At 37.5% G+C, this 13129-nt stretch carries 12 protein-coding genes; 3 read left to right on the top strand and 9 right to left on the bottom strand.

Annotated features, from left to right (window positions below; genetic code table 11):
- Positions 1–86 precede the first annotated feature (86 nt).
- Together V7K45_RS29340 and V7K45_RS29335 are read right to left on the bottom strand one after the other, a co-directional pair.
- Positions 87–251 (bottom strand): hypothetical protein, encoded by a 165-nt coding sequence (locus V7K45_RS29340; RefSeq protein ID WP_335008931.1) that lies wholly within the window; start codon positions 249–251, stop codon positions 87–89.
- 514 nt (positions 252–765) lie between these two features.
- Entirely contained in the window at positions 766–960 is a 195-nt protein-coding gene (locus tag V7K45_RS29335; protein ID WP_335008929.1) for a helix-turn-helix domain-containing protein, read from the bottom strand.
- Positions 961–1218: 258 nt separating this feature from the next.
- Between V7K45_RS29335 and V7K45_RS29330 the strand changes: the two genes are divergently transcribed.
- Positions 1219–2784, top strand: a complete 1566-nt coding sequence (locus V7K45_RS29330; RefSeq protein ID WP_335008927.1) for a nuclease-related domain-containing protein — start codon at positions 1219–1221, stop codon at positions 2782–2784.
- On the opposite strand, the gene V7K45_RS29325 is transcribed toward V7K45_RS29330, so the two are convergent.
- The 3 genes from V7K45_RS29325 to V7K45_RS29315 form a co-directional block, all read right to left on the bottom strand.
- Positions 2781–4493, bottom strand: a complete 1713-nt coding sequence (locus tag V7K45_RS29325) for an RNA-directed DNA polymerase (RefSeq protein ID WP_335008925.1) — start codon at positions 4491–4493, stop codon at positions 2781–2783. The genes V7K45_RS29330 and V7K45_RS29325 overlap by 4 nt on opposite strands.
- A 446-nt stretch (positions 4494–4939) precedes the next feature.
- On the bottom strand, positions 4940–5701 hold the full coding sequence (locus V7K45_RS29320) for a Uma2 family endonuclease (protein WP_335008923.1): 762 nt from the start codon (positions 5699–5701) through the stop codon (positions 4940–4942).
- 50 nt (positions 5702–5751) lie between these two features.
- Complete coding sequence (locus V7K45_RS29315) at positions 5752–6549, bottom strand: HAD family hydrolase (protein WP_335008921.1); 798 nt, start codon at positions 6547–6549, stop codon at positions 5752–5754.
- 104 nt (positions 6550–6653) lie between these two features.
- Between V7K45_RS29315 and V7K45_RS29310 the strand changes: the two genes are divergently transcribed.
- The gene (locus V7K45_RS29310; protein ID WP_335008919.1) at positions 6654–7478 is read left to right on the top strand and encodes a hypothetical protein; all 825 of its coding nucleotides are present in this window, start codon (positions 6654–6656) and stop codon (positions 7476–7478) included.
- A 73-nt stretch (positions 7479–7551) separates the two neighbouring features.
- On the opposite strand, the gene V7K45_RS29305 is transcribed toward V7K45_RS29310, so the two are convergent.
- From V7K45_RS29305 to V7K45_RS29290, 4 genes are all read right to left on the bottom strand, one after another.
- Positions 7552–8259, bottom strand: coding sequence for a DevA family ABC transporter ATP-binding protein (locus V7K45_RS29305; RefSeq protein WP_335008917.1), 708 nt, complete (start codon positions 8257–8259; stop codon positions 7552–7554).
- A gap of 128 nt (positions 8260–8387) precedes the next feature.
- Positions 8388–9542: an ABC transporter permease DevC gene (devC, locus tag V7K45_RS29300; RefSeq protein ID WP_335008915.1), complete on the bottom strand. Its 1155-nt coding sequence runs from the start codon at positions 9540–9542 to the stop codon at positions 8388–8390.
- 168 nt (positions 9543–9710) lie between these two features.
- A complete protein-coding gene (locus tag V7K45_RS29295; protein ID WP_335008913.1) occupies positions 9711–11135 on the bottom strand; it encodes an HlyD family efflux transporter periplasmic adaptor subunit in 1425 nt (474 codons plus the stop codon).
- Between the two features lie 815 nt (positions 11136–11950).
- A complete protein-coding gene (locus tag V7K45_RS29290) occupies positions 11951–12688 on the bottom strand; it encodes a phycocyanobilin:ferredoxin oxidoreductase (RefSeq protein ID WP_335008911.1) in 738 nt (245 codons plus the stop codon).
- Between the two features lie 201 nt (positions 12689–12889).
- On the opposite strand from V7K45_RS29290, the gene V7K45_RS29285 reads away from it, so the two are divergent.
- Positions 12890–13120, top strand: a complete 231-nt coding sequence (locus V7K45_RS29285; protein WP_335008909.1) for a hypothetical protein — start codon at positions 12890–12892, stop codon at positions 13118–13120.
- Positions 13121–13129 lie beyond the last annotated feature (9 nt).

Genomic DNA, 13129 nt, shown 5'->3' with positions numbered 1-13129 from the left:
TGACCGAGTGAGGGCAAGAAAATAGTGCTGCCTACTCAACAATTTGGCAGCACTATTAATGAAAATCTTGCTGTTTTAAAGGTCTACTAGCGGTCTTCTCGCTCTTCAGGTTTGGGTTTTTGTCGCCTTTGTTCGATCTGATCGTCGATAGTTTCTCTCATTTTGCGATCGGCAGCGTCCATCGCAGAATACTTAAAGCGGTTGATTATGCCACTGAACAAGTTGCCAAAAAATCTTTCAATTTCTTGCATAATTTTATACCTCGTTATTTAAAGGTAAATTCTTGACTTGACATTGGTCTTGGACTTTTTAGTGGAAGTTAGAAATAAAACACCAACCTGTCCTCTAAGTATCTATTAGTCTCTTAGCGTCTCTAGGTGCTTAGAGGGCTGGCGGTTTATTTATTTTTTAATTCAGTTTTGCTTGTGAATGACTGTATAAAACAGTCTTCTCAATAAAATCAGTATTGTTGAGACTTACTAGATTGAAACGTGCTAGAGATTCATCTATTGTATTCTGTCTCAGGTAAGAAATGTGGCAAAGACACAGGTAACAAATTGTTTACTTGACATTGGACTGAGATATAACCAAAAACCTGCAAGATGATCTGGAAAAGCTTGATTTTTTGTTGTGAAAAATTCAGATATAGCAAGTTTTCAAACCCAGAGAAGATAAAGTTTTTCAGACCGTCTTGCAAAAAACTACACATGAGGTTTTATGTATGGTCTAAAATACTACTCATTTCTTGCTGATAACGCTTGGGAGTTATGTGTAGCATTCGTTGAAACACAGATGTAATGTGCTTTGGTTGCCAAATCCCGCTTCTGCGGCTACCTGTGCAAGCGATCGCTTTTGGTTTTGTAACAGTTGTTGGGCAAGTTCCAGCCGACACCGAAGGACATATTGATAAGGTGACAGTCCATCTGTGACTTTACAGCAGTTTTCATGTATTTGAACCACACCTCTCGTAGGGGCGCAAGGCCTTGTGCCCCTACGAGAGGTCTATTTACTTGAAAATAGCTGTAAATGCTCGTGCGAAATGATCATGTTTGTGCAACTAAACCAATATTCATACTGAATAATACGCAATATTTGTTTAAGATGTGTTATATAATTTACTTAAATTTATAGCACTAGTACTGCTTGTTAATAAATTTGCAAAAAATCTGACGCCGACATCTTCATCGAACTCAAGCTAAAAGGCAAAGGTTAATCTTTATGGCAAGAATAATTCCTGAAAAGTTATCGTCAACAACAAAAAGTAATGCAGAAAAAAAGCTATTTCAGATTTTTGCAAAAAACTTAAGTGATGATTACATTGTTTTTCATGGGGCTTGGTGGCAACACATCAAATACGTTGTACAAGATAGAGAAGCTGACTTTATTATTGTTCATCCTCAAAAAGGAATACTCATTATAGAAGTAAAAGGTGGAACGATAAGTTATGATGCAGTTAACATGGCTTGGTATACAAATGATAAAAAAATGAAAATATCACCATTTATCCAAGCTAAAGAAATTAAACATAAGTTTTTTGAGTTTCTTTGTAAGTATAACGAATTTAAAAAGCGAGATTTTTGTATTGGGCACTGTGTAATTTTTCCCGATGTTGATGAAGTTATAAACGGACTTCCTTCTGAAGCACCTCCAGAAATATTACTATTACGCCCTCAAATAGAAAATATTAGTAAATGGATCTCTTCTGTCTTCCATTATTATGAATCAAGCCCCAAAAGCAGAGTCTTAGGAGATGCTCGCATAAATTTAATCATTCAACTTATATCTCCAAGTACTGGATTCAAAAAATATATTGCCAATGATATTGGTGAAATCCAACAAGAGATTATTCAATTAACAGAACAACAATTCAACATTTTGAATAATCTGTATCTACAACCTCAGTCCATAATTTTAGGATGTGCTGGTTCAGGAAAGACTCAGTTAGCAATAGAAAAAGTTAGAAGATTATGTCAACATCATATTAAAACACTTGTAATTTGCAAATCTAATAACCTTTCTCTTTATCTTTCAGCTTCTTTACCAAATGAAATTCAAGCAGGGAATTGTGTAGTTTATAGCTATGAAGAAATACAGGCAAACAAATCTAAGCTGCAATTCAAATATACGGCAATCATTGTTGATGAAGGACAAGACTTTGAACGTCACGAAATTAACGAATTGAGTAATTTAATTCCAGATGACGGAATATTTTATATATTTCAAGATAGTAATCAGAATGTTTCAAAGAATGCAAATCAATTAGCACTCCAAGTCAACCCAAATGTTTTAGACAAAAACTGCCGAAACACTCACAATATCTTCAAGTATGCAGAGCCATATGTATCCTGTGTCCATCCAATCAAAAGTTCATCAATTCGAGGAAGAGACGTAATAGAAAGAGAATACAAAAATATAAATGATCTCTTTAAAATGTTAGAAGAAGATATTTTAAATTTAGTTAATCATGAGAATATTAGACCTACTCAAACTGTTGTCTTAACTGATATGTATCCACTTTCAAAGTCCATACTTTCAGGTTATTCGCATATCAACCGTTTTCATCTCAAACAGTATTCATTTTCTAATAAAGACAAAAATACTATTCAGTGGTCGAATATAGGAATGTATAAAGGATTGGAAAACGATATTATACTTCTATTGTTTGAGAAGCCGAAAACATTAATACCAAGTAATTGGGATATTGCCAACAAATATGTTGGGGCAACCAGAGCAAAAAGCTTTCTTATTATTTATGAATCACCTGATATAGAAATTGATTTTTAATGGAAGATAAAACCGTCAGATTCTATTTCACTTTCTTCCAAAATCTCTTCAAAAGAAACCAATTTTGGAGAACCTTGATAACATAAAGACCTAATGTGATACACCGCATATTGAATCGGTTCTGGTATTGGACGTTTTAAGTTATTAGATACAAAATCTTCAACAGTTTTATGGTCTTTTAAAATTAGATAGTAAGCATATATACAATTTAATTGTAATGCTATACAACTGATTGTCATTAACTGAGTTATATGTTCAAGAATTCTTTCTTTTAAAACTTTTCTTTTTGATATTCTTTCTATATAAGTTAATGCTCCCTTTCGTGGCTTAACTAGATGATGAATGACTCTAGTCTTAATAAATGTATTTACAAGTTCATCGTTAAATAATAAAAAAAGATATTTAAGGCTAATCATCTGGATATCATTACTATAATCAAGAGATAAAAACTTTACAAACAGCCAAGAGTATAATTTCCAATGTTTTGGATATCTTTTTGACAATTGATAAAGCCATTCCATATGCTTAGTAAATATTTGAGGTTCTAACTTTGTGCCTAATGGGATTTCATTTAAAAACTTACAGAATTGTTTAGCTTTATCTTCATCATCAATATCTTCTAAATCTTCAAACAGTATTTTCTGCTTTGAATCATTGAATATTTCATTTTGCCTGCTTGCTTTTGCCGAATTAATTTCCTTAATTAAGGCTGTTTTATCTAATTTATTTTCTTGCTTGCTTTGCTCATAACTATCTTCTTGAAATGGCATTGCTGAAACGCTGCCGTCTTTTGACTCTTCAATGAATTCAATTATTTTTTCTTGAGCTTCTATGATTTTTGTTTTTGAAGCATTCAAATTTACACCTATCTTTAAAAGAAATTCTTGTAACACTATTGAAGCCTTTACTGCATCATTCTTATTGTTAGTAAAAATGCGGTAATCATCTACATATCTTCCAAAGTTTATACCAAGATTGAATAATGCTTCATCAGCTTCTTTGAGAAATATATTGGCTAGAAATCCTTCTGCTTCATTTCCTATAGGTATACCTTGGCTATTATGTGTTTCGTTTAATTTACCATCCACAATTGAGTAATAGCAGATTTTGAACTTCAAAGTTTTATCAAAAAGAAGCATAAAATCTGTATCTCTTCTTATATTGATTTGTTTTGATATTGCTGAGAGCAAGTATTCGTGTGATATGGAATCATAAAATGATGATATGTCAGTTTTAAGCATACAAGTGTTTTTCTCAACTTGTGCTAATTGCCAAGCTATGAAATCTTGAAAACCTTCATAATAATATTTATATAAATAGCCTTTTGATTTTTTGTCTTTTTCGGTATTTCTATTAAGCCGATATGAAAAACAATGTCTAATAAAAGTAAAATCTAATAATTCAGCCAGGACAGATACAAAAATGAATTTAATTACTAAATCTTTAAAAGGAGTATGTATCATCCTTCTAAAAAACATATTTGACTTTGGTAAATAAAAAGAGAAGGCAGTTTCTGCTTCGTATAAATTTGGGTTTTCAAGAACTAACTCAATTTCTTTAAACAACTTTTCTTTATTTTGTCTGTAATAATCTATTTCAATAAAATTACAGTAGGAATCGTGGGTAATTCTGTAAGATATAGAATACACATATGCTTTTTCAAAAACTTCTCTCTTCCTTATCTGTCCAATCCAAAATTCTTTACTCATTAGATTATTATCTGATTAAAATTTATTATTTATTTGCGACTTTAATTTAAGTAGCTTTTATCGCTACTGTTTACGCATAAAAATATTTTTGAATCTCCTTTGAAATCTAATAGTGATAGTTAAATTTACTAATATCAGTTTTATCTAGCAAGGAGTCTAAAATTTAGTATTCCCTATATAATTCAAAAAACTATAAATCACTAATATAAAAATAAACTACACAGGTGTCACAAAGTCATTGGTGATTTTAATAAAGTTAGAGATGCTAGTACCTAAAAGGGAATTTTAACTAAAGCTGTAAACTGCTTGAAGAGTGCCTTAATTCTACTTCTCTGGCTATGAGTATTATTACTCGTCAAGAAAGTGGAAAAAGGTATCCTTGGCAATCTGGGTTGTCTTTACTACAGCGTGCAGCAATTTTTATAGTCCAGGGACTACCCTATATGTTACTCAATAGTATCGGGGTCTACATTAAGCGATCGCAACCTTGCCTTTAACTGTTCTATCTGCAATTCTGCCTGTTCAGCTCGTTGGCGTTCTTGTTCAGCTCGTTGGCGTTCCTGTTCAGCTCGTTGGCGTTCTTGTTCTACCAGTTCTTCTGCGTGCTGTCTTGCTAAAACTTCCTGCCTTAAAGCCTGTGCCAGTTCATCAGGGATCAGTAATTTTTCCCCTGTATCCTCTTGATAAAATCCAATTAGTCTTCCCTCAACTACCAAGCGCAGTTGTAAGGGTTCACTGCGTCCATCCTGTATAGGTTCGTAGATTTCTCCCCGCAGGCGATAGCCACGTAACTGTTGTTCCACCCACTCGCTTTTAGGGTCAAATAGCCAGTATTCCTTGACACCTAGCTGCTCATAGAGGGTCTTTTTGAAAATTTCGTCTTGTCCCTTTGTCCCAAAGGATGTCATTTCAAAAATAACTGTCGGTACTTGACCCTCTTCCCAGATTTTATAGTTGTCCCGACCGCCAGGTGCAACATCAAAAATCACCATCACATCTGGAGCTACCCGCAACTTGGGAAAGCCTTGTGCATAGTAAAGAAATTGATTTGCCAAGACTGTTGCTTGACGATTTGCCAGATACTGTTTCAGGACTTCTAAGGTAGTTAGTAAAGCATAAAGGTGGTCGTAGGTTTCTGCCACTGGTTGACCATCAGCACTGGGGTAGAAGATTTCTGATTCGACACTAACAGGTACAGTAGCCGTCATGGTTTTAAACTCAGTGCTACGAGATTATTGTAGAACAACTCTACTTCTGCCTAACTTGGGATGTACAAGCTTTTCAAAATATAACTAGATAACTCACAAAATCCTTCCCCTTCGGCAGCAGTGGTAATGTAAGCAGGCTGATATTTCAACTGATTCACATATTCCAGGACATTTGCCACGCCTACAGAAACAGGAAAATAATGCCGATTAAATAAACTTTCATCATTAGGGCTATCGCCCACAGTGACAATTTGTTCTGATGAATACTGGGGCAAATATTCGCGCAATACTTGCAACAATCCCACGGCTTTATCTTGTCCTTGGGGTTTAATATGACACTGCACGTTGCTATAGGTAAATCCCCAACCCATTTGTTGACAGAGATTATCTAGGGTTTGTAGTTCGTCTTCACGCAAACCAGCTACATCAAAAGTCCAGTCGGTGATGCGAAAGCGATTATCAGCAGATTCTTGGATTTGGGGAAATTTAGTTTGTAAATTCTCAAAAGTCGTAGCCAAGTGCCAACGATGTTGAACTAAATCAGGAATGGGTGTTAAGACTATTGGTTTCTCATTTCCAGGTGGAAAGAACAAACCGCCATTTTCTGCCATCCCACCTGCCACTGGCATCAAACTACTCAATCCACTTACCCACCCGGCAGAACGTCCAGTGACAATTAGCACTTTAATATCAGCTGCGGCTAAATCCTCTAAAGCTTGTAGCAGTGCAGGAGTAAATTTTCCTCGTCTAGTCAAGGTGCCATCCATATCTGTGGCTATCAGACGAATATTGTTCAAGCTTGTAGATGAAACCTCAGATAGGGGAGAGAGGCTCAAATGTCTGGACATATACGGTTTGTAAAAGGCTGTAAAAAATATTAATCATACAGCAAGATGACCTTGAAGATTTGGGCATCCTAAACATCAGGAGTCAAGTTTTTCAGTTTCCCACCATGTCCACTTCAATGTTTCTTGCCCAATCCTCTGGGAAAAAGGCTACTAAAAAGGCATCCCAGGAAGTGCCAGCAAGTAATCCTCAAATGCCACCATTATTGTTGGTAACTTCTGGAGGACTGGCTTTAGTGGTGATTGCTTTGATTGTGTATATTAAACTCCAGAAGGATAAGCTGGAGAAAAAACTTAAGTTTGAACAATTCCGCGCCCGAGAACTAGAGAAAAAGTTTAAGCTGGCGCTGGAAACAATTCGCAAAATGGAAACTAATCCCGATTTGGTGAACTCACGGGATTTTAACCTGGATTATCTGCGGATGCGGATGTCAGAGGAGGTGTTTCACTTTGCAATTCTTAATCAAATAAAGATTCAGATCAAAGAAAAAATTTCTCAAGCCCTGCGTCCAAGTCAAGCCCAACAAGGATCGGTTGGAATTGCTAATAGTGCTGGACGGCAAGTAGATGAAATTTTTGATGTCGAGTATGAGACTGGTAGTCCAGGGAATTCTGCTAAACGGGTGCTGTTTCGGATTCAAATCAAGTTAATGAAGTTACCGACGCAAGCAACTTCTGCGACTATTAGTCAAATTATTGATTGTATAGAAACTTACTTAAGCCCGATAGAAGACGAAGATAGTTGGCAACCAATAATTCAAGGTCGGATTGCTACCATGCATTGGGATCAAAAGGCTAAACCTACGCCTTTACTAGTGCTCGAACAATCGAATGAAGGGGTGAATGTAACTTTCCGTACTAGTCGCCAACCAAATACTCCAACTCCACCAAAGTCACCCGGAGTTAAAAAATCAGGCTCGGCTAGACAATAAATTATGACTGTCATTAGTCATTGGTCATTGATCATTGGTAGTTCACAAAGGACAAATGACTAATGACTAAAAATCATGACTGAATAACTGTATTGGGGGAATTACGGGTTAAAAGACCATCTTCCATTTCGACGATGCGATCGGCTATGTCTAAAATGCGGTTGTCGTGTGTCACCAATAAGATAGTAGTTCCCTGATTTTTGGCTAGACTCTGCATTATTTCCACAACATCGCGTCCTGATTGTTTATCTAATGCTGCTGTTGGTTCGTCTGCTAGTACCAAGGGAGGACGATTCACTAAGGCGCGGGCGATCGCTATTCTTTGTTTTTGTCCACCAGAAAGATTGTCTGGGTAGTAATCAACTCGTTCTTCTAGACCAACAGACCCCAGCATAGCTTTTGATTTAGCCATTGCTTCTGCTTGAGAAATATTATCGTTCAATTCCACTGCCATTTGCACATTTTGCTTGGCTGTCAAGAACCCTAGCAAATTGTGAGCTTGGAAAATATAACCAATGTTGCGTCGCATCTGCACTAATTTGTTTTGACTGACGCCAATAAGTTCTTCACCTAAAAATTTTAAACTTCCCTCTTGTACAGACCGCAAACCGCCAATTAAGCTCAGTAATGTTGTTTTACCTGAACCTGATGGCCCGGTCATAATCACAATCTCACCTGGATAAATGTTTAGGTTGATATCAAATAATATCTGTTTTCTCAGTGCGCCTTTGCCATAGAAGTGATTGAGATTTTTAATGGCGATTACAGGTTCTTTTTCCATGATATTTTTGTTAGTTATAAATTAGTAGTTCCAAAATTTAACTTTAGTGAATGTCAGAAATTAAATTTGCTTAGTTTTTATCATAATCCAAACTTATTGGTTACATCTTTTAATTAATATTGTATTAATTAAAAGATATCTGCTGGATCGGCAGAGCGTAATTTTCTAACTGCGATCGCACCAGAAATAATGCACATCAGCATAGTCAAAATCAATACCATTACAGCCCGTTCAAAACTCATAAAAACTGGTAAAAGTGTTGCATTTCTGGCGCTGCTATACATAAATAAGGCAAAAACTATTCCAGGGAAATAGCCTAGAACTGCTAACAATAAGGCTTCTTGAAGAATGACTGTCAATAAATAGTTTTGTGTGTAACCTATCGCCTTGAGGGTAGCGTACTCGGCTAAGTGATCTGCAACTTCTGTATAAAGAATTTGATAAACAATCACAGTTCCTACAATGAAACCCATGACAGTCCCTAATGTGAAAATAAAGCCAATAGCTGTACTATTCGCCCAGTAACTCCGCTCAAAATCAATAAATTCTTGTTTAGTTAAAACATTTACTTCATTAGGTAAATACTTTCGTAATTGTTGGGCAACAACATTAGCATCGGCTCCCGGCTTTAATCTAATTAGCCCAATATCAATTAATCCTTTTTGACGATTGTTGAATATTCGGAAAAAGTTGAGGTCGCTCGTAATTAAATTACCATCTGCACCAAATGATGCACCTAATGTAAAGAGTCCTCCTACTTTAATTCTCCGTCTTCGTACTTCTGCCGTTACAGGCTTTCCTTGATCATAATTAGCAGCGATCGGTCCATACTCTACCCTAGAAGAGCGGTCAAATAGAACTACATCAGGTAGTTTAAGTTTATCTAAATTTTCCTGAACTCCAGGTAAATTAACTAGATTAGTTTCTGGGTTCATTCCAAAAATTAGGATACTCCGAGGACGCCCTGTTACAGGATTTTTCCAGATTGTAAAGTCCAAATAGATCGGATGTACTGATTGAACTGCGGGTAATTCTAAAGCTTTATATAATCGTCGTTGAGAAAAGCTTCTCATTGCCAATATAGCGTTAGATTGACTATTGATTAAAACAATATCGCCTTGTAAGCTGTTATGAAATCGAACGTTACTATAATACAGAGCATCCCGAAAGCCGAGTTGCATAAACATTAAAATATCGGCAAAAGCAATTCCTGCTAAAGCCACAGCTAGACGAGTTTTTTCTCTTGTCAGTTGTAGCCACGACAGAGGTATTTTTTGATTCATTTTATAGGCGTCTCAACAAAAGTAGCGATTTGAGATTTTCAACCCATTATGGTGACACCCGTACCGGATTGATAGAATGTTTAAAATTGATTAAACAGACTATTAAAGAATATTTTTAATCCAAAATATCAAATTATGGATTGGAATTACTGCTCACCTATAACCTAATTAGTTATTAATATCGACAAGAACTTTGGCGTAAGTTAAACCAGAAACTTTCAGGCTATCTTCTGGAGACAGAGCAATTTTAACTTCTACAACTCTGGCATCCACATCTGCGGCTGGATCTGTATTCAGCACATCTTTTTTACCAATTTTTCTGCCAATATCAGTGACAGTTCCCTTTAATTCGCCGCTAAATGCGCCGTTATCACTGGTGATAGTAGCATTTTGACCAAGACGCACTTTACCAATGCTGTCTTCAGCAACTTCAGCAATTACAAACATTTGCTTGGTTTGGCCAAGTTCAGCAATGCCATTTGCGCCGATCGCTTCGCCTGATTTGGCGTAAATCTTTAAAATTTCTCCAGCGATTGGTGCTTGAACGTAGCTTAATCTTAGTTCTGCTTCGGCTTTTCTGACATTTGCGATCGCATTACTAACTTGGGCTTGCGCTACTTGCACATCCGTAGGACTAACATCTAAAATTCTGCTCAGTTTGGCCTTTTCTTCATCGATTTGTCTTTGCAAAGTTGCGACAGTTTTATCGCGGTTAACTCTAGCTTCAATTAACTGCTGTTGCAAAGTTGCTAAATTTTGGATTTGGGTAGCTCTGGCCTCGGCAAGTTGCTGTCGTATAGTTGCCAATGTCTGTTTCAGGGTAGCTTGGCTTTCAGCTACCTGCTGATTAGCAGTTATTGCACTCAAGCGTCTTCTGTCCCGCTCTTGCTGAGAAATAGCACCTTCTTTGTATAAATAATCATAGCGTCCGGCATCGACTTGAGCATTGCGCTGTTCGGCTTGAATACGTACAACGGTTGCTCTGAGGGCATCTCTTTGACCACTGAGTTCAGCTTCTAGGCGATTCACGGTTGCTTGTTGGACAAGTTTATCACCACTTAACTGAGCTGCAATCCGGGCGATCGTTGCTTGCGCTGCATTCCTTTCTCCAATTAACTGCGCTTGTAGGCGAGCAATAACTGCTCTCTGAGCTTGAATATCTCTTGGAGAGCCAGCCCTGACTTGCGCTAAATTCGCACGAGCTTCTTGGACTTTCGCTTTTGCCTCTTGTAGTCCGGCTATTTGGGTATCGCGGTTGTCCAAAATTGCCACAATTTGACCTTGCTTTACTTGTTCACCCTCTTTCACCAGAAGTTGCTGAATTCGTGACGATGGCGCTAATCCTGATGATGGGGCAGACAATTTAACAACTTCGCCTCGCGGTTCCAAACGCCCTACAGCACTAATGCTATTGGTAGATGGCATTACTGGTACGGATGTAGTTAGTTTTCTTAACTGCTCGATTTTAGCCGTACCTAGTATTCCAGCAGCGATTACTACTGGCACGGCTACAGCGATACCCCACCAAATCTTAGGTTGTTCATGATTTAGGGTCTGTTCACTTGGTTGCGGCTTTTCAGTCACCCTTGACATAGTATGTTGCCCATTTACCTGAATTGTGCTGATGGAAGTAAAAATAAAAAGGTTTTTAATCAACAGCCAGCTGTTAGGACAAACAACAGTGGTTTCAAGCTAGGTATGGCTTAAAAATCCATTGTGTGATGAACGTTCAACACTATGGCTTTACAAAATGGTGTTTTCTATAGCCGCTCATTATGTATGCAATACACTTTGACCTCTCTCCAAACCTCTTTGAGGCTTACTAGAGGGTGGGGTTCGGTGTGTATTGAAACTGAGAAACGCTATAGTAGCTAACTATTCAATAACTCTGAGTATTATTGAGACATGAGTGCAATGGGTATTAGCAGAATTCACAAGCAGTATGAATTTAGATATAGAGACGCAATATATCGCATCTCTATAAAAAATTCTAAATTGGTATGATGCGGTACTTTACTGCTACATTTACTACAGCTATAGTTAGTCACAAAATTGAAAAGAAACATCAAAAATAGACTGTTGCCTTTGTTAGACACAATCTTGCTACAAAAGTTAGTCTTCCTTAAGTGAATCAACGATTAACTAACTAAAAAATGTCTGTCAACTTGAACATTCCTAACATCAGAGTTTCCTTAACTTTCTGGTCAATGAGTTAGCTGTCTCTAGTTGTTTACACCTACCAAGACAACAAACCATTTTGTAATATTCGCTTCAAAGACCTGGCTATTCTCCCTGTTGTTGTTTTGGAACTCCATAAAACTCTCGTTGAATGAATTCTACATTTATCCGTTAGCTGAAAACGTAGCAGAGCCTACAGATGGGAGAGATGAGGGTGATGGAGAAGATGATTAAGTTGGGAGGTCGAATAAAACTGTGGTCATATAATTTTCTGCCCAAGCTGGCCCAAAGGCTTTTTCTAGGACGCGGCGGGTTTTATCGTTTTGCTGCTGTTTGGTGCAGTAGTTGTGTTGTCCGGCGAGATTTTGGGTGACTTGTTCAACTGAAACAGGATGTGATGCGATCGCTTGGGTACAATGAATGTCTAAAAATTCTCGCACCCGTGACAGAAACATTGTTTCTTCTTCTGGGGAACTGGGGCGCACAAAGATGCAGAAATCTGAAAAAATATTTCCCCATTCAGGTAATTCACGGGGTTGGGAAAAGTTAAGCACTGGTAGCTGTGTCAGTGCCGAAGTATAAGATTCTGGTAAAGTGCGTTCTACTCGGATAGGAGAAAGGTCTGCGATCGCCGCACTAATTTGACCTCTACCCCCAACTAAATCACAACCAAACATCGGCAGGTTGTATTCTGGACGGGGAAACATGACGCAGTGCAAAATATCCAGCATATTGCCGATTTTTGCCAGTTCCAAGTGCATTTTCCGAAACTGGGGCGTTTGATAGCAACGGTTTTCAATCGTCAGTTTTTCGCCTTCTAATCTACCTTCCACATACCCCAACTCATTAGGCAAATGGTAAGGGGATAAATCCAGGTGCTGATGCCAAGCTGCCTCAATACAATCAGCTAGCTGACGAATTAGGGGATGTTGTTGCTCGCGCAGCGAGGGCATAGAAGTAAATGACATATTCTAGTTGGGAATGCGATCTAATGGCCAGTCTACAACCTGTCGTGCCATACCTGTTGTGGTCTGCAATATAAGCAAACAGTTGCACTCAGCCAACGTAAATTTATAAGACAGATACTTTTCAGAAGGATTATTTATTTTGTAGTCTAGGTTACAGAAATAATTTTAGATTAGCCCATTTGTGAAGGTTAATAGAAAGCTATGAAACTAGATTCTCATAGACCGGATTTTGCTGTACATACAAGAAAACACAATAATCTGGAAGGCTTACACAGGTTCAGAGCTTCTACTTGGGTAAACCTTTTGCAACTTCCCAACCCCTTTAGTTTTGACGAAGCACTTTTATTGTGTCCGGTTTCAGCAGATGAGTGGCTAGCCTGGATTCCAGATCATGGCGAAGCAATACTCAATATCAGGCAATTTAGTTATTAGTTATTAGTT

The organism is Nostoc sp. (assembly GCF_036917375.1).
In the GTDB taxonomy this organism is placed as follows: Bacteria; Cyanobacteriota; Cyanobacteriia; order Cyanobacteriales; family Nostocaceae; genus Nostoc.
The sequence above is the reverse complement of the archived record's forward strand: the minus strand, read 5'-3'. Positions and strand labels throughout refer to the sequence as shown.

Excerpts from the sequence above, each read along its gene's own strand:
- V7K45_RS29305 (WP_335008917.1), bottom strand. The coding sequence starts at position 8,259 with ATGGAAAAAGAACCTGTAATCGCCATTAAAAATCTCAATCACTTCTAT.
- V7K45_RS29320 (WP_335008923.1), bottom strand. The coding sequence starts at position 5,701 with ATGACGGCTACTGTACCTGTTAGTGTCGAATCAGAAATCTTCTACCCC.
- V7K45_RS29325 (WP_335008925.1), bottom strand. The coding sequence starts at position 4,493 with ATGAGTAAAGAATTTTGGATTGGACAGATAAGGAAGAGAGAAGTTTTT.
- V7K45_RS29315 (WP_335008921.1), bottom strand. The coding sequence starts at position 6,549 with ATGTCCAGACATTTGAGCCTCTCTCCCCTATCTGAGGTTTCATCTACA.
- devC (WP_335008915.1), bottom strand. The coding sequence starts at position 9,542 with ATGAATCAAAAAATACCTCTGTCGTGGCTACAACTGACAAGAGAAAAA.
- V7K45_RS29285 (WP_335008909.1), top strand. The coding sequence starts at position 12,890 with ATGAAACTAGATTCTCATAGACCGGATTTTGCTGTACATACAAGAAAA.
- V7K45_RS29330 (WP_335008927.1), top strand. The coding sequence starts at position 1,219 with ATGGCAAGAATAATTCCTGAAAAGTTATCGTCAACAACAAAAAGTAAT.
- V7K45_RS29340 (WP_335008931.1), bottom strand. The coding sequence starts at position 251 with ATGCAAGAAATTGAAAGATTTTTTGGCAACTTGTTCAGTGGCATAATC.
- V7K45_RS29295 (WP_335008913.1), bottom strand. The coding sequence starts at position 11,135 with ATGTCAAGGGTGACTGAAAAGCCGCAACCAAGTGAACAGACCCTAAAT.
- V7K45_RS29310 (WP_335008919.1), top strand. The coding sequence starts at position 6,654 with ATGTCCACTTCAATGTTTCTTGCCCAATCCTCTGGGAAAAAGGCTACT.
- V7K45_RS29290 (WP_335008911.1), bottom strand. The coding sequence starts at position 12,688 with ATGTCATTTACTTCTATGCCCTCGCTGCGCGAGCAACAACATCCCCTA.